At 72.3% G+C, this 23,015-nt stretch carries 20 protein-coding genes and 2 pseudogenes; 14 read left to right on the forward strand and 8 right to left on the reverse strand.

All coding sequences use genetic code 11. The features are described 5' to 3' along the window. The 4 genes and pseudogenes from JK364_RS48530 to JK364_RS48545 all read left to right on the forward strand — a co-directional run. A pseudogene (locus JK364_RS48530) lies at positions 1–211 on the forward strand (flavodoxin-dependent (E)-4-hydroxy-3-methylbut-2-enyl-diphosphate synthase); the annotation flags it as partial. A gap of 128 nt (positions 212–339) precedes the next feature. Beyond that, positions 340–1,185, forward strand: coding sequence for a GNAT family N-acetyltransferase (locus tag JK364_RS48535; protein WP_201857863.1), 846 nt, complete (start codon positions 340–342; stop codon positions 1,183–1,185). 25 nt (positions 1,186–1,210) lie between these two features. Further along, positions 1,211–1,780 (forward strand): GNAT family N-acetyltransferase, encoded by a 570-nt coding sequence (locus tag JK364_RS48540; protein ID WP_201857864.1) that lies wholly within the window; start codon positions 1,211–1,213, stop codon positions 1,778–1,780. 212 nt (positions 1,781–1,992) lie between these two features. After that, positions 1,993–3,708 (forward strand): proline--tRNA ligase, encoded by a 1,716-nt coding sequence (locus JK364_RS48545; RefSeq protein ID WP_201857865.1) that lies wholly within the window; start codon positions 1,993–1,995, stop codon positions 3,706–3,708. 125 nt (positions 3,709–3,833) lie between these two features. On the opposite strand, the gene JK364_RS48550 is transcribed toward JK364_RS48545, so the two are convergent. From JK364_RS48550 to JK364_RS48560, 3 genes are read right to left on the reverse strand one after another with little or no spacing between them, the layout of a single operon-like run. Further along, complete coding sequence (locus JK364_RS48550; RefSeq protein ID WP_201857866.1) at positions 3,834–4,778, reverse strand: aminoglycoside phosphotransferase family protein; 945 nt, start codon at positions 4,776–4,778, stop codon at positions 3,834–3,836. A 31-nt stretch (positions 4,779–4,809) separates the two neighbouring features. Further along, positions 4,810–5,313, reverse strand: a complete 504-nt coding sequence (locus JK364_RS48555) for a ferritin-like domain-containing protein (protein ID WP_201857867.1) — start codon at positions 5,311–5,313, stop codon at positions 4,810–4,812. Between the two features lie 57 nt (positions 5,314–5,370). Further along, the gene (locus JK364_RS48560; protein ID WP_307841637.1) at positions 5,371–6,045 is read right to left on the reverse strand and encodes a hypothetical protein; all 675 of its coding nucleotides are present in this window, start codon (positions 6,043–6,045) and stop codon (positions 5,371–5,373) included. 137 nt (positions 6,046–6,182) lie between these two features. Between JK364_RS48560 and rimP the strand changes: the two genes are divergently transcribed. The 8 genes from rimP (at position 6,183) to JK364_RS48600 (ending at position 14,499) form a co-directional block, all read left to right on the forward strand. Next, entirely contained in the window at positions 6,183–6,707 is a 525-nt protein-coding gene (gene rimP / locus JK364_RS48565) for a ribosome maturation factor RimP (RefSeq protein WP_201857868.1), read from the forward strand. A gap of 2 nt (positions 6,708–6,709) precedes the next feature. Beyond that, the gene (gene nusA, locus JK364_RS48570; protein ID WP_201857869.1) at positions 6,710–7,702 is read left to right on the forward strand and encodes a transcription termination factor NusA; all 993 of its coding nucleotides are present in this window, start codon (positions 6,710–6,712) and stop codon (positions 7,700–7,702) included. 96 nt (positions 7,703–7,798) lie between these two features. After that, complete coding sequence (locus tag JK364_RS48575) at positions 7,799–8,086, forward strand: YlxR family protein (RefSeq protein ID WP_201857870.1); 288 nt, start codon at positions 7,799–7,801, stop codon at positions 8,084–8,086. 152 nt (positions 8,087–8,238) lie between these two features. After that, positions 8,239–11,382 (forward strand): translation initiation factor IF-2, encoded by a 3,144-nt coding sequence (gene infB, locus JK364_RS48580; protein WP_201857871.1) that lies wholly within the window; start codon positions 8,239–8,241, stop codon positions 11,380–11,382. Positions 11,383–11,504: 122 nt separating this feature from the next. Next, the gene (locus tag JK364_RS48585) at positions 11,505–11,801 is read left to right on the forward strand and encodes a DUF503 domain-containing protein (RefSeq protein ID WP_201857872.1); all 297 of its coding nucleotides are present in this window, start codon (positions 11,505–11,507) and stop codon (positions 11,799–11,801) included. 97 nt (positions 11,802–11,898) lie between these two features. Then, entirely contained in the window at positions 11,899–12,372 is a 474-nt protein-coding gene (gene rbfA, locus JK364_RS48590; protein ID WP_201857873.1) for a 30S ribosome-binding factor RbfA, read from the forward strand. Then, a complete protein-coding gene (gene truB, locus JK364_RS48595; RefSeq protein WP_201857874.1) occupies positions 12,369–13,316 on the forward strand; it encodes a tRNA pseudouridine(55) synthase TruB in 948 nt (315 codons plus the stop codon). Before rbfA ends, truB begins: the two co-directional genes overlap by 4 nt. 229 nt (positions 13,317–13,545) lie before the next feature. Next, entirely contained in the window at positions 13,546–14,499 is a 954-nt protein-coding gene (locus tag JK364_RS48600) for a bifunctional riboflavin kinase/FAD synthetase (RefSeq protein ID WP_201857875.1), read from the forward strand. Positions 14,500–14,749: 250 nt separating this feature from the next. Here JK364_RS48600 and JK364_RS48605 read toward each other — a convergent pair whose 3' ends face one another. Next, positions 14,750–17,113, reverse strand: coding sequence for a MinD/ParA family ATP-binding protein (locus JK364_RS48605; protein WP_307841638.1), 2,364 nt, complete (start codon positions 17,111–17,113; stop codon positions 14,750–14,752). Between the two features lie 598 nt (positions 17,114–17,711). Between JK364_RS48605 and JK364_RS58535 the strand changes: the two genes are divergently transcribed. Next, complete coding sequence (locus JK364_RS58535) at positions 17,712–18,038, forward strand: hypothetical protein (protein WP_201857877.1); 327 nt, start codon at positions 17,712–17,714, stop codon at positions 18,036–18,038. 20 nt (positions 18,039–18,058) lie between these two features. Here JK364_RS58535 and JK364_RS58540 read toward each other — a convergent pair. Beyond that, positions 18,059–18,136, reverse strand: a pseudogene (locus JK364_RS58540) (SCO5717 family growth-regulating ATPase); the annotation flags it as partial. Between the two features lie 395 nt (positions 18,137–18,531). Between JK364_RS58540 and JK364_RS48615 the strand changes: the two are divergent. Further along, on the forward strand, positions 18,532–20,346 hold the full coding sequence (locus JK364_RS48615; protein WP_201857878.1) for a PQQ-binding-like beta-propeller repeat protein: 1,815 nt from the start codon (positions 18,532–18,534) through the stop codon (positions 20,344–20,346). 72 nt (positions 20,347–20,418) lie between these two features. On the opposite strand, the gene JK364_RS48620 is transcribed toward JK364_RS48615, so the two are convergent. The 3 genes from JK364_RS48620 to eccE all read right to left on the reverse strand — a co-directional run bounded on the left by JK364_RS48620 (position 20,419) and on the right by eccE (position 22,894). Then, positions 20,419–20,649 carry a DUF397 domain-containing protein gene (locus JK364_RS48620; protein ID WP_201857879.1) on the reverse strand — a complete coding sequence of 77 codons (231 nt, stop codon included), beginning with the start codon at positions 20,647–20,649 and terminating at the stop codon, positions 20,419–20,421. Between the two features lie 95 nt (positions 20,650–20,744). Further along, entirely contained in the window at positions 20,745–21,551 is an 807-nt protein-coding gene (locus tag JK364_RS48625; protein ID WP_201857880.1) for a hypothetical protein, read from the reverse strand. Further along, positions 21,551–22,894, reverse strand: a complete 1,344-nt coding sequence (gene eccE / locus JK364_RS48630) for a type VII secretion protein EccE (protein ID WP_230993691.1) — start codon at positions 22,892–22,894, stop codon at positions 21,551–21,553. The genes JK364_RS48625 and eccE overlap by 1 nt, the downstream gene beginning before the upstream one ends. Positions 22,895–23,015 lie beyond the last annotated feature (121 nt).

The raw sequence follows: 23,015 nt of genomic DNA on the forward strand, positions 1-23,015 counted from the left end.
CGTCAACGGCCCCGGCGAGGCGCGCGAGGCGGACCTGGGCGTCGCCTCCGGCAATGGCAAGGGGCAGATCTTCGTCAAGGGCGAGGTCATCAAGACCGTGCCGGAGTCGAAGATCGTGGAGACCCTGATCGACGAGGCCATGAAGATCGCCGAGCAGATGGAGAAGGACGGCATCGCCTCCGGTGAGCCCGAGGTCTCCGTCAGCGGCTGAAGCGCCCCGGGGGGAGGCGCACAGGGCCCCTGGAAAAGGCGGTGAGGGGCCCTCTTGGCCTGCGCGGTAGAGTCTGAGGATCGACGTCCCCGGCCCGCGGGCCCGCACCACGTGAGGCAGACCGACACGTGCTGACCACGTCCACCACCAGGGTCCTCGAGCCCCATGAGCTCGACGCGGCCCTTGCGGTGCTCGACCGCGACCCCGTCTCGAACGCCTTCGTGGCCGCCCGCGTCCAGGTCGCCGGCCTGGACCCGTGGCGGCTCGGCGGCGAGATGTGGGGCTGGTACTCCGGCGGACGGCTGGAGTCGCTCTGCTACGCCGGGGCCAACCTCGTGCCCATCTGCGCCACCCCCGAGGCGGTGCGCGGCTTCGCCGAGCGCGCCCGCCGGGCGGGCCGCCGCTGCTCCTCGATCGTCGGCCCCGCCGAGACCACCGCCGGACTGTGGTCCCTGCTGGAGCCCAGCTGGGGCCCGGCCCGTGAGGTCCGCGCCCGTCAGCCGCTGATGGTCACCAGCTCGATGCCCGCCGACGTCCCGCCCGATCCGCTGGTGCGCCGCGTCAGTAAGGACGAGATGGACGTGATCATGCCGGCGTGCGTGGCGATGTTCACCGAGGAGGTCGGTGTCTCGCCGCTCGCGGGCGACGGCGGACTGCTCTACCAGGCGCGGGTCGCCGAGCTCGTCACCGCCGGGCGCTCCTTCGCCCGGGTCGAGAACGGCCGGGTGGTGTTCAAGGCCGAGATCGGCGCGGCCACCCCGCACGCCTGCCAGATCCAGGGCGTATGGGTGGCCCCCGAGTACCGCGGCCGCGGCCTGTCCGAGACCGGAATGGCGGCCGTGCTGCGCTATGCGCTGAGCGAGGTCGCCCCGGTGGTGAGCCTGTACGTCAACGACTTCAACACCGCGGCCCGCGCCGCGTACCGCCGGGTCGGCTTCCGGGAAGTCGGCGCGTTCATGAGTGTGCTGTTCTGATCGACGGGCCAGTAGGGTGCCGCCCATGCTGCATCTCCCCGGGGGGCGGACCCCGGAACCCGAAGACGTCGTCGTCGGGTCGCTCGACCTCGCCGCACGCGTGGACGAAGCGCTCGACGTCCAGGCCGTCGCCTTCGGGCTGACGGACGAGGAGGTCGGCGTACGACGCCATATCGTGCTGCGCCACCTCAAGAGCCCCGGCGCCCGCGCGCTCGGCGCGACCACGCCCTCCGGCCGGCTCGTCGGCTTCGTCTACGGCATGCCCAACAACCGCACCCACTGGTGGTCCACGGTCGTCCAGCCGTATCTGCGCGCGGCCGGGCACGAGGACTGGCTGGACGACTCGTTCGTCATCACCGAGCTGCACGTCCACCCCGAGTACCAGCACCGCGGCATCGGCCGGCGGCTGATCACGACCATCACGGACGGCGCGGGCGAGCCGCGCTCGATCCTGTCCGCGATCGACACCGAGAGCCCGGCCCGCGCGCTCTACCGCTCACTGGGCTACCGCGACCTCGCCCGCCCCGTGCTCTTCCCGAGCGCCCCGAGCCCGTACGCCGTGATGGGCGCCCCCCTGCCGCTGCGCCGACACTGAGCAGGTGTGTCGATGTGCGGCTCCGCCGCGGCTGTGTCGATATGCGGCTCCGCCGCGTGGGACCAGCCACGACGGCGCCGCAGTCGGTCGACGACGCATCGCGACACTTCCAGCGGAGCGCTTGGGCGCCGTCGCGGAGCCTTACGCATTTCCGGGAAACCAGCCCGTGCGGCTAACCTCCTGAACATCCCATCGCACGCAGGAGAGACTCCATGGCCCACGCCGTCAACGTCCAGCGCATGTCCACGATGATGCTGAAGACGCTGCGCGAAGACCCGGCGGACGCCGAGACCGCCAGCCACAAGCTGCTCGTCCGCGCCGGGTACGTCCGCCGCGCCGCCGCGGGCATCTGGACCTGGCTGCCGATCGGCAAGAAGGTCCTGGAGAACGTCGCGCGGATCGTCCGCGAGGAGATGGACGCCATCGGCGCCCAGGAGGTCCTCCTGCCCGCGCTGCTGCCCCGCGAGCCGTACGAGACGAGCGGCCGCTGGGACGAGTACGGCGATCTGCTCTTCCGGATCAAGGACCGCAAGGGTGCCGACTACCTCCTGGGCCCGACCCACGAGGAGATCTTCACCCTGACGGTCAAGGACCAGTGCACGTCCTACAAGGACCTGCCGGTCATGCTCTACCAGATCCAGACCAAGTACCGGGACGAGGCCCGCCCCCGCTCCGGTGTGCTGCGCGGGCGCGAGTTCCTGATGAAGGACTCGTACTCCTTCGACACCACCGACGAGGGCCTCGCCGAGTCCTACCGGCTGCACCGCGAGGCGTACCAGCGGATCTTCCAGCGCCTCGGCCTGGACTACCGCATCGTCTCCGCGGTCTCCGGCGCGATGGGCGGCTCGGCCTCCGAGGAGTTCCTGGCCCCGGCGGCGGCCGGCGAGGACACCTTCGTCGACTGCCCGAACTGCGACTACGCCGCGAACACCGAGGCCGTCACGGTGACCGTGCCGCCGGTCGAGGGCGCCGGGCACGGCCCCCTCGAGGAGCTGGACACCCCCGACACCCCGACCATCGAGACCCTCGCCGAGTACCTCGGCGTCCCGGCCTCCGCCACCCTGAAGAACCTCCTGGTCAAGATCGACGGCGAGATCACCGCGGTGGGCGTCCCCGGCGACCGCGAGGTGGACCTGGGCAAGCTGGGCGAGCACCTGGCCCCGGCCGTCGTCGAGCTCGTCACGGCCGAGGACTTCGAGGGCCGCCCCGAGCTGGTGCGCGGCTACGTCGGCCCGCAGGGCCTGGCGGGCAAGTCCTTCCGCTACATCGCCGACCCGCGTGTCGCCCCCGGCACCGCCTGGGTGACCGGCGCCAACAAGCCCGACACCCACGCGCGCAACGTGGTCTGCGGCCGTGACTTCGAGGTCGACGCGTACCTGGACGTCGTCGTGGTCGAGCCGGGCGACCCCTGCCCCCGCTGCGGTGCGGGCATCGAGCTGGACCGGGCGATCGAGATCGGCCACATCTTCCAGCTCGGCCGCAAGTACGCCGACGCCTTCCAGCTCGATGTGCTCGGGCAGAACGGCAAGCCGACGCGGGTCACGATGGGCTCGTACGGCGTCGGCGTCTCCCGTGCCGTCGCCGCCCTCGCCGAGCAGACCCACGACGAGTCCGGCCTCTGCTGGCCCCGCGAGGTCGCCCCGGCCGACGTCCACATCGTCGCGGCGGGCAAGGCCCTCCAGACCGAGATGGCCCTCGACCTCGCCGAGAAGCTGGGCACGGCGGGCCTGCGCGTCATGGTCGACGACCGCGCCGGTGTCTCCCCGGGCGTGAAGTTCACCGACTCCGAGCTGATCGGCGTCCCGGCCATCCTGGTCGTGGGCCGCGGCGCGAAGGACGGCGTGGTCGAGCTGAAGGACCGCCGCACGGGCGAGCGCGAGGACCTCCCCATCGACGAGGCCATCGCCCGCCTCACCACCACCGGCTGACGACCGCGGCGGCGCCGGGGGCGCGGCACCGGGCGGCGAAGCCCGCGCGCCCCGCCCCCGCCCGCTGCCCGATCGCGCCGGAGGCGCGAGACGAAAGCCGCACTCGGCCGAGCCGGGCGGCCCCGTCAGAGCCAGCCCGCGAACTCCAGCAGCAGCTCCGCGCGGCGGTGGTCGCCCGCGGCGGCGTGGCGCAGGCCCGTCTCGACGGCACGGTAGAGGGACCAGCCGCGCAGCCGGTCGCGGTCGACGTCCAGGGAATCCGCCAGCTTGGCGACCCGGCGGCGCGCGGCCGCGGCGGGGCCGGGTCCCGCGGCCAGGTCCTCGCAGCGGTCGAGCACCAGCCGCGCCAGGTCGTACGCGCGCTCGCCCACGACCGGCGCCGGACCCACCACGAGCCAGGGCGCGCGCTCCCCGGACAGCACCTTCCCCTGCCGGAAGGCGCCGTGCAGCAGCACCTCCTCGGGCGGCTCGGCGGGCAGCGCCGCCCGCAGCTCCAGCGCCTCGTCGGTGAGCGGACGGGCCTCCGCCGCCCAGCCCCCGGCGCCGAGCACCCGCAGGATCTCCCGCTCCTCCTCGGTACGCCCGGTGACCGACGCGAACGGATGCCCCTCGGGCGGCGGCACCCACAGCCGCCGCACCGTGCCCGCCGCCTCCAGCAGCGCCTTCGGCTCGGGCAGCGAGCGCAGCGACACCGCGCCGTGCAGCCGCTCGAGCAGCAGCGCACCGGTGTCCGGGGCGGCGCGCAGCAGCCGGGCCGCGCCCCAGCCGTTCCAATGCGCGAGGGCGGCCCGCTCCCGGTCCGCGTCCGGGCCGGGGACCGGGAACTTCAGCGCCGCCGGGGTGCCGTCCGCCTGCCGTACGAGCGCGACGAGCCCGCGACGCCCCCCGGGTGTCGCGACCCGCTCCAGGGTCAGCTCCCAGGCCGCCAGCTGCCGCTCGGCCGTCCCGGGGAGGGCGTCCAGCCAGCTCCGCACGGCGCTCGCGGGGTCGTCGCTCAGCGCGTCCAGAAGCCGCTTCGGCACGTGGACGCCGTCCGTATCGCGGCCGTCGGGCCGTGGTGCCGATGCCATTCCTGAGCTGTCCCCTCCACCATCAATGTGGTCACACCCCGTCCGACCCACCGCTCGGCGACGCCGACGGAGTGGCCGGGGTGGCGTGTTCGGTGAGCCCAGGGAAGGCTACGCCGCCGCCCCGCCAGCGCACCGCCCGGACCGCCGCCTCCCGCAGCGCGCCCGCCGCCTGGCGGCGCAGGGATCCGGTCGAGGCCCGTACGAGGTCGGCGTAGACGGCGGCGACCCGGTTCTCCAGCTCGGCGGCGAGCCGCACCGCGGCGGGCGCGTCCGGCACCGCGAAGGGCAGGGCATAGGCGGGCGCCGCGCTGGTGGGGCGGCCGCCGAGGTCGTGCACGGTGCGGGCGAGGTCGTCCCGGCGCGCGCGGTGCGCGGCGTAGCCCTCGCGCGCCTCCGCGAGCCGGTCGTCGCCGATCCGCCCGCCGACGACGCCGTAGCCGTACACCGCGGCGTGCTCGGCGGCGAGCGCCGCCTGCGCGGCCCTGAGCGCCGCGGCGCGTTCGCCGACGGCCGTGCGGTCTGCTCGAGCGGCCATGTCAGTACCCCTTCCCGGTGGTCCCGAGCGTGATCACTACGGTGGTCCCGAGCGTGATCACGAGTCCGTGTCGCGCTGCGTGAGGAGATACACGTGGGCGGCGCCGCAGGCCGCGACGGAGGCCAGCAGCCGGGCCAGCTCGGGTGGCGCGGTGGCGAGCGCGGCGGTGCGGGTGTCGGCGGTCTGGCGCTCGGCCTGGGCGAGGGCGGAGAGGGCCCGCTTCTCGTCCCCGGGGACCTTCGGCATCCGCCGTCCGCCCGCCGAGGGCGAGCGCGACACGGTCGCGGAGGGGGAGGGGGACCGGCCCTCGGCGGTGAAGACCGCGACATGCCGGGCCGTCTCCTCCCGCAGCGGCGCCAGCCGCTTCGCGAGGGCGGGATGCGCGTCCACGGTCGCGTCGTAGCGCGTGAGGAGTGCGGTGGAGTCCCGTGCGCCCCGCGCCCGCAGCAGCGCGACGTCCGCCCCGCCGTCCGCCTCGCGCCGGGAACCGGAGTCGTCGGAGCAGCCGCTCAGCAGCGCGACGGCTCCCAGCGCCCCGCCGCCCAGCAGCAGACTCCGCCGCCGGGTCACCGGCGCGGCGCAGGCCGAAGCGGCGGCGGACGCGGGAGACGCGGCGGACGCTGAGGACACGGCGGACGCGTCGGGCAGGGCTGTGTCACGGGGTGGGGGAGTGGTGATCGACACGTTCCTCTTTCCGGGCTGCGGCCGCTCCTGGCCGCCGGTAGTGATCACAGCAGGCGAGCGTACCCGCGCCGAGGCCGTCTGCCCGGCAGCGGCCACCGAATCGTCAGCCCGCCGCCGGAACAGATAGGCTTTGACCTGACACGCGACCTTCCCACAACAGCACACGCGGCCGAGGAGTCACCCGGATGAGCACCACCCAGAGCGAGAGGCTGCGCGGACTGCTGGAACCGCTCGTCAGCGCGCGAGACCTGGATCTGGAAGAGGTCGAGGTGACACCGGCCGGGCGGCGGCGCGTGCTGAGAGTGGTCGTGGACTCCGACGACGGCGTCCAGCTGGACACGTGTGCGGAGCTGAGCCGGGACATCTCCAAGACCCTCGACGACACGGACGCGATGGGCCAGACCGCGTACGTCCTCGAGGTCACCTCCCCCGGCGCCGAGCGCCCCCTGGCCGAGCCGCGCCACTACCGCCGTGCCACCGGCCGCCTCATGAGAGCGCGCCTCGCCGACGGCGGCGAGCTGGTGGCCCGGATCGTCTCGGTGGACGACGAGGGTCTCGAACTGGAGGTCCCCGGTGTGAAGGGGCGCAAGCCCACCGCCAGGCGGCTGGCCTTCGAGGAGATCTCCAAGGCCCGGGTGGAGATCGAGTTCAACCGCACGTCCGCGGACAAGGCCGCGGGCGACGACGACGAGAGCAAGGAGGAGGCGTAGCCGTGGACATCGACATGAGTGCCCTGCGGGGTCTGGTGCGAGAGAAGGAGATCTCCTTCGACCTGCTGGTCGAGGCGATCGAATCGGCCCTCCTCATCGCCTATCACCGCACCGAGGGAAGCCGCCGCCGGGCCCGCGTGGAGCTCAACCGCGACACCGGCCATGTGACCGTGTGGGCCCGCGAGGACGCCGAGGATCTGGAGGAGGGGCAGGAGCCCCAGGAGTTCGACGACACCCCCTCCGGCTTCGGCCGGATCGCCGCGATGACCGCGAAGCAGGTCATCCTGCAGCGGTTGCGGGACGCCGAGGAGGAGATCACCTTCGGCGAGTACGCGGGGCGGGAGGGCGATGTCGTCGCCGGCGTCGTCCAGCAGGGCAAGGACCCCAAGAACGTGCTGGTGGACATCGGCCGTCTCGAGGCGATCCTGCCGGTGCAGGAGCAGGTCCCGGGCGAGGACTACGCCCACGGCACCCGGCTGCGCACGTATGTCGTACGAGTCGTCAAGGGCGTGCGCGGACCGTCGGTGACCCTTTCGCGTACGCATCCCAATCTGGTCAAGAAACTCTTCGCGCTCGAGGTGCCGGAGATCGCGGACGGCTCGGTGGAGATCGCGGCGATCGCCCGTGAGGCGGGCCACCGCACCAAGATCGCTGTCCGGTCCACCCGTGCGGGGCTGAACGCCAAGGGCGCGTGTATCGGCCCGATGGGCGGGCGGGTCCGCAGCGTGATGGCCGAACTGCACGGCGAGAAGATCGACATCGTCGACTGGTCGGACGACCCCGCTGACCTCGTGGCGAACGCGCTGTCACCCGCGCGGGTGAGCAAGGTCGAGGTGGTCGATCTGGCGGCCCGCTCGGCCCGGGTCACCGTGCCGGACTACCAGCTGTCGCTCGCCATCGGCAAAGAGGGGCAGAACGCCCGGCTGGCGGCGCGGCTGACCGGCTGGCGGATCGACATCCGGCCGGACACCGAGCAGTCGGGTGATCAAGGCTGATTCAGGCCGGATCCCCCGGGATCCGGGCCAAATCGAGTGACGGTTCGATCACTCCCCCCAGGGAGTGAGGTCCGTACGGGGAGGTAGACTTAAGCAGTGTCTGGCCGCACGCGAGCTGGTGCCTGCCCTGAGAGAACCTGTGTGGGATGCCGGGATCGGGCGGCCAAGAACGATCTGCTGCGCATCGTGGCTGTCGAGGGTGTTTGTGTCCCCGACCGGCGCGGTACGCTCCCCGGTCGGGGTGCTTATGTTCACCCCACACGGGTCTGCCTTGACCTGGCGGTTCGCCGCCGGGCCTTTTCCCGGGCCTTCAGGGGGCCGGGAGCGCTCGACACCACGGCGCTCCGCCGGTTTGTCGAGCAGGGTGAACAGGCGACACCCTGAGTAGTTGAAAGAACGGCACGGGACACCGTGCGGTCAGGTACCTCGCGAGTCGGAAGTAGGTCGAGATTGCGATGAGCACTCGATGAGTACGCGATGAGTACGCCCATGAAGTAGCGACGGTCCGGCGACAACCCGGACCTAAAAGGAGCGAAGTGGCTAAGGTCCGGGTATACGAACTCGCCAAGGAGTTCGGAGTTGAGAGCAAGGTCGTCATGGCCAAGCTCCAGGAACTCGGTGAATTTGTACGTTCGGCGTCCTCGACGATCGAGGCGCCGGTTGTGCGCAAGTTGACTGACGCTTTCCAGGGTGGCAACGGCTCCGGCCGCGCCGCTGGTAAGCCCTCGGCGCCGCGCAAGGCGACGCCCAAGCCGCCGACCCCGGGTCCGGCTGCGGCGGCCCGTCCGGCCGCCCCCAAGCCCCCGGCGCCCGGCCCCAAGCCGGCCGGTGCCCCCGAGGGTCAGCGCGGCACTCCCTCCGCGGCGCCCACTCCGGGCCCGCGTCCCACTCCGGCGGCCCGTCCGGCCCCCGGCCCCAAGCCGGGCCCCGCGCCGGCGGCTCCGGCGCAGCCCGAGTTCACCGCGCCGCCGGCCCCCGCGGCCAAGCCCGCCGCGGCCAAGCCGGGCGCGCCCGGCAAGCCGGGTGCCACTCCCGGTCCCGGTCCGCGCCCCGGCGCCCGTCCGGGCGCACCGGGCCAGCGCGACGGCGGTCAGCGCGAGGGTGGCCAGCGTGAGGGCGGTCAGCGCGAGGGCGGCCAGGGTGGTGGCCGTGGTGGCCCGCGTCCGGGTCAGGAGCGTCCGCGTCCGGGCGGTCCCCGTCCGGCCGGTCCCCGTCCCGGTAACAACCCCTTCACCTCCGGTGGCTCCACCGGTATGGCGCGCCCGCAGGCGCCCCGTCCCGGCGGCGCCCCGCGTCCCGGCGGCCAGCCCGGCGGCGGTCCCCGTCCGCAGGGCGGCGGCCAGGGCGGTCCGGGCCGTGGCCAGGGCGGTCCCGGCGGTCCCCGTCCGACTCCGGGCCAGATGCCCCGTCCGCAGGGCGCCCAGGGTGGCGGCCCGCGTCCGGGTCCCGGTGGCGCGCGTCCGAACCCGGGCATGATGCCGCAGCGTCCGGCCGCGGGCCCGCGTCCGGGTCCCGGCGGCGGTGGCGGTCGCGGTCCCGGTGGCGGCGGTCGTCCCGGCGGTGGCGGCGGCGGTCGTCCCGGTGGCGGCGGCGGCTTCGCCGGTCGTCCCGGTGGTGGCGGCGGCGGTCGTCCCGGTGGCGGCGGCGGTTTCGCCGGCCGTCCGGGGGGTCCCGGCGGCGGTGGCGGCTTCGGTGGCGGCGGTGGCCGTCCCGGCTTCGGCGGCCGTCCCGGCGGTCCCGGTGGCCGCGGTGGCACACAGGGTGCGTTCGGCCGTCCCGGCGGTCCGGCGCGTCGTGGCCGTAAGTCGAAGCGGCAGAGGCGCCAGGAGTACGAGGCCATGCAGGCCCCGTCGGTCGGCGGCGTGATGCTGCCGCGCGGCAACGGCCAGACGGTCCGGCTGTCGCGGGGTGCCTCTCTCACCGACTTCGCGGAGAAGATCAACGCCAACCCGGCGTCGCTGGTCGCCGTCATGCTCAACCTCGGCGAGATGGTCACCGCGACGCAGTCCGTCTCCGACGAGACGCTTCAGCTTCTCGCCGACGAGATGAACTACAACGTCGAGATCGTCAGCCCGGAGGAGGAGGACCGCGAGCTTCTCGAGTCCTTCGACATCGAGTTCGGCGAGGACGAGGGCGGCGAGGAGATGCTCTCCGCGCGTCCGCCGGTGGTGACCGTCATGGGTCACGTCGACCACGGTAAGACCCGACTGCTGGACGCGATCCGCAAGACCAACGTGGTCGCGGGCGAGGCCGGCGGCATCACCCAGCACATCGGTGCCTACCAGGTCTCGACCGAGGTCAACGACGAAGAGCGCAGGATCACCTTCATCGACACCCCGGGTCACGAGGCGTTCACCGCCATGCGTGCCCGTGGTGCCAAGTCGACCGACATCGCGATCCTCGTGGTGGCGGCCAACGACGGTGTGATGCCCCAGACGATCGAGGCGCTGAACCACGCCAAGGCGGCCGATGTGCCGATCGTGGTCGCGGTCAACAAGATCGACGTCGAGGGCGCGGACCCGACCAAGGTGCGCGGTCAGCTGACCGAGTACGGCCTGGTGGCCGAGGAGTACGGCGGCGACACCATGTTCGTCGACATCTCCGCCAAGCAGGGTCTGCACATCGACAGCCTGCTGGAGGCCGTCGTCCTCACCGCCGACGCCTCGCTCGACCTGCGGGCCAACTCGGAGCAGGACGCACAGGGCATCGCGATCGAGGCCCACCTCGACCGCGGCCGCGGCGCCGTGGCCACCGTGCTGGTCCAGCGCGGCACCCTGCGGGTCGGCGACACGATGGTCGTCGGCGACGCGTACGGCCGCGTCCGGGCGATGCTCGACGACAACGGGAACAACGTGGTGGAGGCCGGCCCGGCGACCCCGGTCCTGGTGCTCGGTCTGACCAACGTGCCCGGCGCGGGTGACAACTTCCTCGTCGTGGACGAGGACCGCACCGCCCGCCAGATCGCCGAGAAGCGCGCCGCCCGCGAGCGGAACGCGGCCTTCGCCAAGCGCACCCGCCGGGTCTCCCTGGAGGACCTGGACAAGGTGCTCAAGGCCGGTCAGGTCCAGCAGCTCAACCTCATCATCAAGGGCGACGCGTCCGGTTCGGTGGAGGCTCTCGAGTCCTCGCTGCTCCAGCTCGACGTCGGCGAAGAGGTGGACCTGCGGGTGCTGCACCGCGGTGTGGGTGCGGTCACCGAGACCGACATCGACCTGGCGACGGGCTCCGACGCCATCGTCATCGGCTTCAACGTGCGCGCCGACGGGCGTGCCACGCAGATGGCCGAGCGCGAGGGCGTGGACGTCCGCTACTACTCGGTCATCTACCAGGTGATCGAGGAGATCGAGGCGGCCCTGAAGGGCATGCTCAAGCCGGAGTACGAAGAGGTCGAGCTCGGTACGGCGGAGATCCGCGAGGTCTTCCGCTCGTCCAAGCTGGGCAACATCGCGGGTGTGCTCATCCGCTCCGGCGAGGTCAAGCGGAACACCAAGGCCCGTCTCGTCCGCGACGGCAAGGTCATCGCGGAGAACCTCAACATCGAGGGCCTGCGCCGCTTCAAGGACGACGTCACCGAGATTCGGGAAGGCTTCGAGGGCGGTATCAACCTCGGCAGCTACAACGACATCAAGATCGACGACGTCATCGCGACGTACGAGATGCGCGAGAAGCCGCGCGGCTGACAAGCGGCGGCGGCCGGGGCCGATCGGCGGAGGAATTTCCGTCGATCGGCCCCGGCCCTTGCGTGTACGGTGCGAGAAGCCCGCAATCACAAAGGCCCCACGGGTGGCTTGACCCGGACCGCATGTATGTAGGGACGTTGTCCTTTGACCTGCTTCTCGGCGACGTACGGTCGTTGAAGGAGAAGCGCTCCGTCGTCCGCCCGATCGTCGCCGAGCTGCACCGCAAATTCGCGGTGAGCGTGGCGGAGGTCGGCGACCAGGACCTCTACCGCAGGGCCCAGATCGCCCTGGCGATGGTCTCCGGGGACCCGGGCCACCTCGCGGAGGTGCTCGACCGCTGCGAGCGGCTGGTGGCGGCGCGGCCGGAGGTGGAGCTGCTGTCCGTGCGACGGCGGTTCCACGGTGGCGATGATGAATGAGGGGGCCGGACCGGCGGTCGCAAGCCGCCGGTGGCCATCGATGACCGACGCGAGAACTGACGCGAAGAACTGACGCGAAGAAGAGAGAAGAAGACGCATGACCGACACCGCGCGGGCACGCAAGCTGGCGGACCGCATCCGGGTCGTGGTCGCGGAGACCCTGCAGCGGCGGATCAAGGACCCGCGGCTGGGCTATGTGACCATCACGGACACCCGGATCACCGGTGATCTGCGGGAGGCGACCGTCTTCTACACGGTCTTCGGCGACGACGAGGAGCGGGCGGCCTCCGCCGCGGCCCTGGAGAGCGCCAAGGGCGTGCTGCGGTCGGAGGTCGGGCGCCAGACGGGGGTGCGCTTCACCCCGACCCTGACGTTCGTCCCGGACGCGCTCCCGGAGAACGCCCGCACCATCGACGATCTGCTCGCCAAGGCCAGGGAGGCGGACGCCCAGGTGCGCGAGGCGTCCTCGGGCGCCGCTTACGCGGGCGAGGCCGATCCGTACCGCAAGCCCGGCCAGGAGGACGACGAGGAGCCCGGCGGCACGGACGGCAAGGGTTCAGCGGACGCATGACACGCAAGGGCAGGGCCGGTTCCGGGGCACCGGACGGCCTGGTGATCGTGGACAAACCGGCCGGTTTCACCTCGCACGACGTCGTCGCCAAGCTGCGCCGCTTCGCCGGCACCCGGCGGGTCGGCCACGCCGGGACGCTGGATCCGATGGCCACGGGCGTGCTCGTGGTCGGCGTGGAGAAGGCCACCCGGCTGCTGGGTCATCTGGCGCTGACGGAGAAGGAGTACCGGGCCACCATCCGGCTCGGGCAGACCACGGTCACCGATGACGCGGAGGGCGAGATCACCGCCTCCGACGGCGCCGCCGGGGTCGACCCGGGCGCCGTCCGGGCCGGGATCGAGGAGCTGACCGGGGACATCCAGCAGGTGCCGTCGAAGGTCAGCGCCATCAAGATCGACGGCAAGCGCTCCTACGCACGGGCGCGGGAGGGCGAGGAGTTCGCGATCCCGGCGCGGCCGGTGACCGTCTCCTCCTTCGTCCTCCACGACCGCCGCGAGGCCAAGGCGGAGGACGGCACCACCGTCCTCGACCTGGACGTCACGGTGGTGTGCTCCTCCGGCACCTACATCCGGGCCCTGGCGCGCGACCTGGGCGCCGGACTCGGTGTGGGCGGCCATCTCACGGCCCTGCGCCGGACCCGGGTCGGTCCGTACGGGCTGGAGGCGGCCAGGACGCTGGAGCGGCTGGAGGAGTCGCTGGAGATCCTGCCCATCGCGGAGGCGGCGGCCGCCGCGTTCCCGCGCTGGGACGTGGACGAGCGTCAGGCCCGGCTGCTGGGCAATGGGGTGCGGATCGAGATGCCGTCGGGGGAGACGGGGTCGGGGCCAGGACCAGGGCCGGGGCCGGGGCCGGGGCCGGTCGCGGTCTTCGGGCCGGAGGGGCGCTTTCTGGCCCTGGTGGAGGAGTCGAAGGGCAAGGCGAAGAGCCTGGCCGTCTTCGTATGACGCCGTTGCCGCGGTCGGAGCCGTCGGAGCCCCGGCCCGGCCGACGCGGCGCCGGTGTGTCGTTGCCGACTCCGGGCCGCGTTGCACGCGCCGGGACCGGCCGCCTACCGTGGCTTTCCGGCCGGTCCGGGTGCTCGAGGCGGCCACCGATGCGAGGCGGGCGCCCGGGGCATGGCAGTCTTAGACCTGCGAAGTCGACAGACAAAGGTTCGGGCGAGGAGCGGGCAAAGTGCAGCGCTGGCGTGGCTTGGAGGACATCCCCGAGGACTGGGGGCGCAGCGTCGTCACCATCGGTTCCTACGACGGGGTGCACCGAGGACACCAGCTGATCATCGGCCGTGCCGTGGCACGGGCGCGTGAGCTGGGCGTACCGGCGGTCGTGGTCACCTTCGACCCGCATCCGAGCGAGGTCGTGCGGCCCGGCAGCCATCCACCGCTGCTGGCCACGCACCAGCGGCGCGCGGAGCTGATGGCCGGGCTGGGCGTGGACGCGGTGCTGATCCTGCCGTTCACGGCGGAGTTCTCGCGGCTCACCCCCGCCGACTTCGTGGTGAAGGTGCTGGTGGACAAGTTGCACGCCCGGGTCGTGGTGGAGGGCCCCAACTTCCGCTTCGGCCACAAGGCTGCCGGGAACGTGGCGTTCCTGCGCGAGCTCGGCACCACTTACGACTACGAGGTCGAGGTCATCGACCTGTACGAGCGCGGTGAGGCGGGCGGCGGCGAGCCGTTCTCCTCCACGCTGGTGCGCCGCCTGGTCGCGGAGGGCGATGTCACGGGCGCGATGGAGGTCCTGGGCCGGCCGCACCGGGTCGAGGGCGTGGTGGTGCGCGGTGCGCAGCGCGGCCGTGAACTGGGCTTCCCGACGGCCAACCTGGAGACCCTGCCGCACACCGCGATCCCGGCCGACGGCGTCTACGCGGGCTGGCTGACGGCGCAGGGCGAGGCGATGCCCGCGGCGATCTCGGTCGGCACCAATCCGCAGTTCGACGGGACCGAGCGGACGGTCGAGGCGTATGCGATCGACCGGGTCGGACTGGATCTGTACGGACTCCATGTCGAGGTCGACTTCCTCGCCTATCTGCGGGGCCAGGAGAAGTTCGACTCGATCGAGGCGCTGCTGGAGCGCATGGCGGCCGATGTGAAGCGGGCGCGGGAGCTTGTGGAGGAGCACGGGAGCCGCTGAGGCGTACGTCGGCTGACCCGTACGGCGTCGGCTGCCCGTACGGGTGTCGCTGAGGGCGTACGGGAGTCGCTGAAGGCGTACGGCGGGCGCCACGCGCTGTGCGGTGCGGCTGTGCGCTGTGCGGTGCGGCTACGCGCTGTGCGGTGCCGCTGTGCGCCGGGCGCCCTGCGCCGCGTGGTGAACGGGAGAACGCGAATGCGCCCCGTGGACCGGAGCACCGGCCCACGGGGCGCATTCGCCTGTTCGCGCGCTACTGCTGCGGGGGCTGCTGCCAGGGCTGCTCCGGTTGCCCGGACTGGCCAGGCTGGGGCTGCCCCGGCTGGGCCTGCTGCCACGGCTGGCCGGGCTGCGGCTGCTGCCCCTGCTCGTAGGACTGCTGCCAGCCCTGCTGGCCGCCTTGCTGCGGGTACCCGGGGTACTGCGGCTGCTGGCCCTGCTGAGGCGCGTAGGCGCCCGGGTAGGGCTGCTGGGCCTGTCCGGGCATCGGCGGGGCCACCTGCGGCGGCTGGGCCGCTCCGTCGCCCGTCCACAGTCCCTGCTCCTGCTGGGCGCGGGTGAAGTCCTCCGCGACCATGACCGAGAGGTTGAAGTACGCCTCACGGGTCTTGGGCCGCATCATGTCCAGGTCCACCTCGGCGCCCGCCGACAGATGCTCGTCGAACGGCACGACGATCACCCCGCGGCAGCGGGTCTCGAAGTGGGACACGATGTCCTCGACCTTGATCATCTTGCCGGTCTCCCGGACCCCGGAGATCACCGTGATGCTCCGCGAGACCAGATCCGCGTAGCCGTGCGCGGACAGCCAGTCCAGGGTGGTGCTGGCGCTGCTCGCGCCGTCCACCGAGGGCGTGGAGATGATGATCAGCTGGTCGGCGAGGTCGAGGACGCCGCGCATGGCGCTGTAGAGCAGGCCCGTGCCCGAGTCGGTGAGGATGATCGGGTACTGCTTGCCCAGGACGTCGATGACGCGGCGGTAGTCGTCGTCGTTGAACGTCGTCGAGACCGCCGGGTCCACGTCGTTGGCGAGGATCTCCAGCCCCGACGGCGCCTGTGAGGTGAACCGCCGGATGTCCATGTAGCTGTTGAGGTACGGGATCGCCGTGACCAGGTCGCGAATGGTCGCACCGGTCTCCCGGCGGACCCGTCGGCCGAGGGTGCCGGCGTCCGGGTTGGCGTCGATCGCGATGACCTTGTCCTGGCGCTCGATGGCCAGGGTCGCCCCGAGGGCGGTGGTCGTCGTGGTCTTGCCGACACCGCCCTTGAGGCTGATCACCGCGATGCGGTAGCAGGAGAGCACCGGCGTGCGGATCAGCTCCAGCCTGCGCTGCCGCTCCGCCTCCTCCTTCTTGCCGCCGAGCTTGAAGCGGGAAGGGCCGGGGGTGTTCTTCTTCGGCTTCTGCTTGCCCTTGATCAGCCGGTCCGAGGAGAGCTCGACCGCGGCGGTGTACCCGAGCGGCGCCCCCGCGCCTCCGGCCTGGCGCCGCTGGTCGGGCGTCACGGTCGGCCAGCCGCCGGTACGGGGGTCGGCCGGGGCCGCCGGGGCGGCTTGGGCGTCCGGGCGCGGGTAGCCGTACCCGTCATACGGCTGTGGGTGCGCCGGCTGCCCCGGCACGGGTCCGGGAACGCCGTCGCCGGGCTGCGGGAAGCCGTACCCACTCTGCGCGCCCGGACCCTGCTGCCCGGGGAACTGCTGACCCTGACCCTGGGGGCCATGCGGCGGCTGCCCCTGGACGGGGCCGTTCGGCGCGTACGGACCGGGCTGACCGGGCTGGCCCGGGTACATCGGCTGTCCGGGCTGTCCGGGGTGCTCGGCCTGCCCCGGCTGGGGCGTGGGGTAGGGCTGTGCGGGGGGCTGCTGGTACGGGCCCTGGCCCTGCTGGTCCGGGGCGGGCGGCTGCGGGAAGCCGTAGCCGCCCGGGACGGGCGTCGGCCCCTGGCCCTGTCCCGGACCGCCCGGACCGGGCGTGGGCTGGGCCCCCGGGGGCGGGTAGCCGTAGTGGGGCCCCTGCGGAGCCGGGGCGCCTTGCGGACCGGGACCCGGCATGCCCGGGCCGGGCTGCTGGTAACCGCCCTGCGGGCCGGGCACGTTGCCCGTCGGGGGCTGCGCCCCCGGGGCCTGATGCGGCAGTGGGGCCGGACCGGGCTGGCCGGGGATCGCACCCGGAACGCCCTCACCGGGACGCGGAAAGCCGTATCCGCCCTGTGGCCCCGGCCCCTGCCCGGCGGCGGGCTGCCCGGGCTGACCGTGTGTCTGGGGCGGGGGAGGTGCCCAGGAGGTGTCCTGCGGCGGGAGCGGCACTCCGGCACCGGGTGTGGCGGGCCCGTCCGTACGCTGCTCCGGAACCGGAGCGGGACCCGGAGCCGGCGGGGCGTCCTCGGGCGCCGCGGGCTGGAAGTCCGGCGGCAGGGGCGGCAGCCCCGCCTGCGGTACGGGCGGCGGGGCCCAGCTGGTGGCGGGCTGCTCGGGCGTCGGCGCGCTCGGCGGCACGGCGTCCTCGGGAACGGCGTCCTCGGGAACCGCGTCCTGAGGCTCGGCGACGCTCGCCTGCCTCAGCTCCTCCATCTCACGCCGCAGCGCGGCCGTGGAGAAGCGCAGCGTGCCCTCGCTGTGCACGCTGTCGTCGGTACGGTCGTCCGAGTCCGAGGAGCCGGAATCGCCGTCCGGCCCGGGACCCGACGCAAACCCAGCCCCAGACCCAGTCCCAGACCCGGAATCGAGGCCGGAAGGAAAACCGGAACTGGAATCGGAGCCGGATGGAGAACCGGAACCGGAATCAGCGACCCCGGCGCCGGAGCCCGAAGGAGAACCGGAACCGGAATCAGCGACCCCGGCGCCGGAGTCCTCACTCCGCCTCTCGGCGATCTCGCGCCGCAGCGAGGCGGTGGAGAACCGCACGGTGGAGGGGCTGCCCAGATCGCCGTTCTCGCCCTCGTCGGAGCCCGCCTCGGAGGCGTACTCCGAGTCCGGCCGGAAGGCGTCGCCGTCCTGCGGAGCAGCGGCGGGCGCCAGCGTGAAGTCGTCATCGACGGGAGCGGAAGCGGAAGAGGAAGCCGCCGCAGAATCCTCGGCCTCGACATCGGCAGCCGGAGCCGAAGACTCGTAGGAGCTCTCGGGCTCAGCACTGTCCGAAACGCCGCCGCCCGCAACGCTGTCACCCGCGGGCGCGGCATCAATCGAATCCGACCCAGAGTCAGACAAAGACGACATACGAATGCCCGAGTCGGACTCTCTGCTCTCCGGTTCCGACCGTGGCTCGTCCCCCCTCTGCCCGGGGACCTCCTGCACCTCGGAGGCGTCCGACGCGACATCGGAGGAGGGCGCCGGGGCCGGCGGCGGCCAGGCACCCGGAAAACCGCTCGGCTCCGGCACCCCCGGCACGGGCACCGGATTGCCGGTGGGCGGCGGAGGCGGCGGACCCGGCATCCCCGCACCGGCACCCGTCCCGGCTCCTCCGGAACCGCCGGTCGGCGTGGGGGCCGTGGAGGACGGTGAGGACGACGACGAAGCGTTCTGCGTGTACCAGGCGGGTGGGGTGTAGTCGATGGTGAACTCGCCCGTGTGCTCGGTCTCCGCGTCGGACCGATCATCGCCGGGTGGGTTTCCGCCCGTGCGGATCTCGTCCCGATCGCTGCTCACAATGCCTCCTGGTGTGGTCGAACACCCTTGAAATTCTTGGCGAGGCCGATCTGTTGCCGATCGCTACTGTCGTCCGACCGTTCGGCTTTCCCCTTTTGTGACGCCGGCGACCCCTGAACGGGCGCTCCACCGGGTACCCCAAGACTAATCACCATGACCGCCGCGAGGGCAGGCCCATCCGCGCACTCGAGGCTGTCCGAGACCTCACCGTGCCTTACGGCGGTACGTACCCGGCAACCGCGGGGAGAAGTCCAAGCGTCCGGTGGTACAAAGAATCCCCGCTCGAATGCCGTTGCACAGTGGGACCTGCGACCATGTCACCCCTTTCCGGCCGGCGCCGCCGACCGGATCGCGGCGCCGACCGGTCGGTGGACTCGTGTGAGAGGTAGGCGCAGATGCCGCAGCCGCCCCAGCCACCCAACCAGCCGCCCTCCGGCGGCTTCGGCCCGCCGCCCCCAGAGCCTCAGGAGCCCCCGGAACCCCAGGAGCGCGGCCAGGGCGGCTTCGGCCCGCCGCGGAGACCTCCGACACCACCCACGCCGCCCACCACGCCTCCCACCGCGCCCCAGAGGCCCCCGTCAGCTCCGTCGACGGGCCACACTCCGCCCCAGATATGGGACACCGGCGCCCTCCCGTCGAGCCCGCCCCCACCACCGCCCGGCGCGCCCCCGGGCCCGGACCCGTCGAACCCGTACACCCAGAACCCGTACGCGCGCCAGCCGGAGTACGGCGGTCCGTACACCCCACCGCCCGGCGGGCCGTACGGCACGCCTCCGCCCACCGGCAGCGGCCGAGCCCCGAAGCGGAAGGCCGTCATCATCGGCGCGGCGGTGGCGGTACTGCTCGCGGCCGGTGGCGGGGTGTATGCCGCGATGGGGGGCGATGGCGGCGGTAAGAATCCCGCCGCGAGCCCCACGACGACCACCCCGAGCCACCCCAGGACACAGGGCCCGACGCCCGAGCCGACGACCGGTGACGGCGACAGCACCGGCGGCCGCGGCAGCGGCGAAAGCGATCCCAACGACCAGCGCCGGGCGGGCGAGGCCAAGGTCCTCTACCGGAAGCCCGCGCCCGAGGTCAGCAAGAGCAACCTCGAAGTGCCCGGCTTCTGGGCGATGAAGGGCTATGTCGTCAAGACGGTCGAGAACAAGATCGTCGCGTACAAGGACGAAGGGGGCAGCAAATGGACCCTCTCACTCCCCAAGGCGGTCTGCGCCGCTCCCAGCTCCACGACCGACGGCAAGGTCATGGTCGCCTACGAAGGCCATGGGAAGGACTCCTGCAACCAACTCGCCCTGATCGACCTCAACAAGGGCGTCAAGCTCTGGGACCACCCCGCCCCCGAGAGTGGCGCCATGGGCGGCGGCTACACGAACGTGGGCATGGCGCAGAGCGGCAATCTCGTCGGCATGGCCTGGTTCGGCGGCTCCGCCGTCATCAAGGTCAGCGACGGCAGGGAAGTCTCACCCGAAAAGCCGAGTGCGGGCTGCTCCATTGACGGCTACGGGGGCGGCAAGGTCCTGCTGCGCGCCTACTCCTGCACCAATGGCACCGCCAAGGTCCAGCAGCTCACCTCCAGCGGCACGATCAAGTGGACTTACACCGTCCGTAAGGGCTTCAAGGTCAGCAACATCTTCTCCAGCAGCCCCGCTGTGGTGGCCCTCATCGACCAGGACCGACGCTCCGGCGGCATCCTGGCCCTCTCGGACAAGGGCAAGGAACGCTCGACCCTCGCGCTGGGCAAGCAGTCCTACCAGCCGGAGTGCGGCACGGACATCTTCGGCACCAACATGGGCAACTGCGAGGGCGTCGCCGTCTCCGCCGACACCTTCTACCTGCCGACCGAGATGACCCAGGACCACGGCATGGGCTCGGCAAACGAGATCCACGCCTTCGACCTCACCACCGGCAAGCGGAAATGGGCGGTCAAGGTGGCCGAACGGCTCCTGCTCCCGCTGAACATGGACGGCAAGAACCTCATCGCCTACGAAAAGCCCTCATACGCCACCCCCGGCCAAATCGTCCGCATCGGCTCCAACGGCGGCAAGCCCAAAACCCTCCTGCGCCTCCCCCAAGCCACCCAAAAAGCAGAGCGCGACTTCTACTCGGCCACTCACACCTACCGCAACGGCAACTTCTACATCGCCACCAACCGCATCACCGGCACCGACACCACCGCCGAAAACCTCCTGATGGCCTTCGGCCGCTGAGCGGCGGACGAGCGGTGGGACATGACCGCGGGGGCGGACACCGACCGGTGTCCGCCCCCGCGCCCGAGCTCCTCAGCTCAGATCGAATTCGCCGTCCCTCGCGCCCAGGACGAAGGCTCGCCATTCGGCCTCCGTGTAGCGCAGCACGGTCTCGGGGTCGGTGGAATTCCGCATGGCCACCGCTCCGTTCGCCAGGTAGGCGATCTCCACCCGGTCCTCGGAGCTGCTGCCAGGTGCGCTGAGCCACTCGACATCGGAGATGTCGAGGGCGTACAGCTCTTCCTTCTCTTTGGCGTCGGCCATCGGTGGAGAATCCCTTCGGGTACCGCGGAAACAAGCCCGCCTGGTGCTTGGCTGACAGTCTCATCCACCGTGTGCGCGGCGGCAATCGAACACCGTCAGTCCATGCGGCGAGCCCCGCCCAGCAGGCCGGATTCGATATCCGTCGGATGCGTCGCCACGTAGAGCCGTGACTGACGATCACACCAAAGAGTGACCCCGTCCGGAAGCGTGGACAGTGATTCGACATCCGTGGACGGCAGCCCCATGATCCGCCCGACCTGGGCGGCCTCCTCGGGGGACACCCGCTGGACGCCCACCAGGTCCGCGTTCTCCATGAGCCGGGGGGCGACCGGGCTCAGGTAGGGCAGAAGCGTCAGCACGGACTGCCACGGCGCCGAAGTAACCCGCCCGCGCGGCGGTCGCATGCCCGCGTCACGGATCACCAGGACGGGGCTGCCGATCGACGGCCCCTGCGGTGGCACACGTCCCACATCGTGGAGCGTCATGCTCTGGTACCCGCCGTTCGCGGCCTGCGCCAATGACGCCCACATCTGCTGACGGCCGGTCTCCACGGTGACCCGGGCACCCGTGGCCACCGCTCGCAACCCGATCACCTGCGCCGTCCACAGCCCGCCGACCAGGACCACGTTGAAGGGCGTGGGACGGTGCAGGCCCAGCACGGCGGGTTGGTCCCGCGCGCCGACACCGATCACCACCCCGTCGTCGCCGATCGGCAGCGCCAGCGCGTCGAACTGCTCCGGGGGGAGCTCATGCCGCTGACGCCGGGGTCCGATCAGCCCGAATCCCCGTCGAGTCCTGCGCGGGGCGGGAGCCACGGGCTCGTCCGGCTGACCGGGCGTATGGCCAGGCGCGGAGGCCGGGGCGTAAGAAGGGCCGCCCGAGACGGTCGTCGGCATGGCCATCAGCGGGTCCCTCCCAGGGGCAGAGTGGCGAGTACGCCGGGTACCTGCTCGCGGTCCAGCCGTGCGAGCCCCACCCGCACCCCACGGGCGGTGCGCTGGAGCTCTCGTCTCATCGCGACCAGGTCGTCCGCGCTATGCCCCGTGATCCGCACATGCCCGCTCACCGTGGGCGCGGGCCGGCCGCTCTGCGTCCCGCCCCGTCGCAGGGTGAGGCTGAGCGTGGTCGCGAGTGCGGGCAGTGAGGTCAGCAGCGCGCCCAATTGGGGAAGGGGCGTGGCTCCCGGTCCCAACTGTGGCCACCTGCTGATCCAGTAGGTGGTGTGCCACCGGTCGTCGCAGCGCCAGGCCCGTGTGCTCTCGACCGTGCGTCGGCTGAGCGTGTTGGTCTGCCGGGCCTGCGCCGTCGCCCTCGGGTTGACGCTCGCGGCGGTGGCGATCGCCGCCGTCACGCCTTCTTCCGGCAGGAGTGTCACGCCGAAGCCCGCTCCCTGCAGCCTGCTCGACAGCTGATCCGCCGCCCGCAGCACACACCGCTGCGCGCCCTCGAGGCCTCCGCCCCGGGCCGCGACGGCCTCCGGGCAGAGCTCCGGGTCGAACTTCAACGCCACCCACGTCAGACGGACCGCGGGCGCGCCGGTCTGCTCCTGAAGCGGCCCGTAGTTGCGCACGGGCACCGTCTGCGCCGACAGATGGGGCGCGGGCGCCGGCAACGCATGCTGCACCACCTGGACGGACTCCAGCAGGATTCCGTCGACGTCCATGGCGTCGCGCAGCAGCGAAAGCGGCAGCGGACGCTGCGTACGGTGCGGGCGCAGCGGTGAGTCCGTGGCGTCCACCTGCAGGATCGCGGTCAGAAAGGTGCCGTCGCCCACCAAGCCGACCATGCGCCGCTCGCGATCGGTGAACGTATAGGTGCGCAGGGCCGGTTCGCACTCCAGGGCGGGCGTGAAACCGGGGTCCGCGCCCGCGTCGAGCGGCTTCGCCGCCTGCCGCTGGCGCCTGCGCAGCGCGAGCGCGGTGCTCAGCCACTCCGGTATCGGCTGCTGATGACGGGTGACCACGGCCAGCAGAACCAGGACGACACCCACGACTCCGGCGGGCACCAGCAGAAATTTGTTGACGACCCCTGCTGCCACCACGATCGCCGCGGCCACCTCGATCAGCACGAACTGCTGCAGCCGCAGCGGGCCGATGCTGCCGGGCCGGGACGCCGTGCGAGGGGTTGCCGCGGCGATGGGGGCCGCTGTCGGGGGCGCGTCAGCGGGCGCGGGCGGACGGGGTCCGCTCGGTGCTCTTCGGCCGGACGCGCTCCTCGCGGTACGTGCGCGCGTTGCGGCAGCCATCCCCGTCAGCCCCCTCATGTCCGAAACCGGCCCGAACGGCCCGGTCGTCCTCGCCCCCGGTGTGCGTCCCCGGGCGGCATGAGCCAGTTCACTACCGGCATAGTAGAGGGTCGGTACGACA

This window comes from Streptomyces endocoffeicus, from assembly GCF_016741935.1.
In the GTDB taxonomy this organism is placed as follows: Bacteria; Actinomycetota; Actinomycetes; order Streptomycetales; family Streptomycetaceae; genus Streptomyces; species Streptomyces endocoffeicus.

Coding starts and splice junctions, on each gene's coding strand:
- JK364_RS48540 (WP_201857864.1), top strand. CDS start 1,211: ATGCTGCATCTCCCCGGGGGGCGGACCCCGGAACCCGAAGACGTCGTC.
- JK364_RS48545 (WP_201857865.1), top strand. CDS start 1,993: ATGGCCCACGCCGTCAACGTCCAGCGCATGTCCACGATGATGCTGAAG.
- JK364_RS48550 (WP_201857866.1), bottom strand. CDS start 4,778: ATGGCATCGGCACCACGGCCCGACGGCCGCGATACGGACGGCGTCCAC.
- JK364_RS48555 (WP_201857867.1), bottom strand. CDS start 5,313: ATGGCCGCTCGAGCAGACCGCACGGCCGTCGGCGAACGCGCCGCGGCG.
- rimP (WP_201857868.1), top strand. CDS start 6,183: ATGAGCACCACCCAGAGCGAGAGGCTGCGCGGACTGCTGGAACCGCTC.
- JK364_RS48585 (WP_201857872.1), top strand. CDS start 11,505: ATGTATGTAGGGACGTTGTCCTTTGACCTGCTTCTCGGCGACGTACGG.
- rbfA (WP_201857873.1), top strand. CDS start 11,899: ATGACCGACACCGCGCGGGCACGCAAGCTGGCGGACCGCATCCGGGTC.
- truB (WP_201857874.1), top strand. CDS start 12,369: ATGACACGCAAGGGCAGGGCCGGTTCCGGGGCACCGGACGGCCTGGTG.
- JK364_RS58535 (WP_201857877.1), top strand. CDS start 17,712: ATGCCCGAGTCGGACTCTCTGCTCTCCGGTTCCGACCGTGGCTCGTCC.
- JK364_RS48615 (WP_201857878.1), top strand. CDS start 18,532: ATGCCGCAGCCGCCCCAGCCACCCAACCAGCCGCCCTCCGGCGGCTTC.
- JK364_RS48620 (WP_201857879.1), bottom strand. CDS start 20,649: ATGGCCGACGCCAAAGAGAAGGAAGAGCTGTACGCCCTCGACATCTCC.
- JK364_RS48625 (WP_201857880.1), bottom strand. CDS start 21,551: ATGGCCATGCCGACGACCGTCTCGGGCGGCCCTTCTTACGCCCCGGCC.
- eccE (WP_230993691.1), bottom strand. CDS start 22,894: ATGGCTGCCGCAACGCGCGCACGTACCGCGAGGAGCGCGTCCGGCCGA.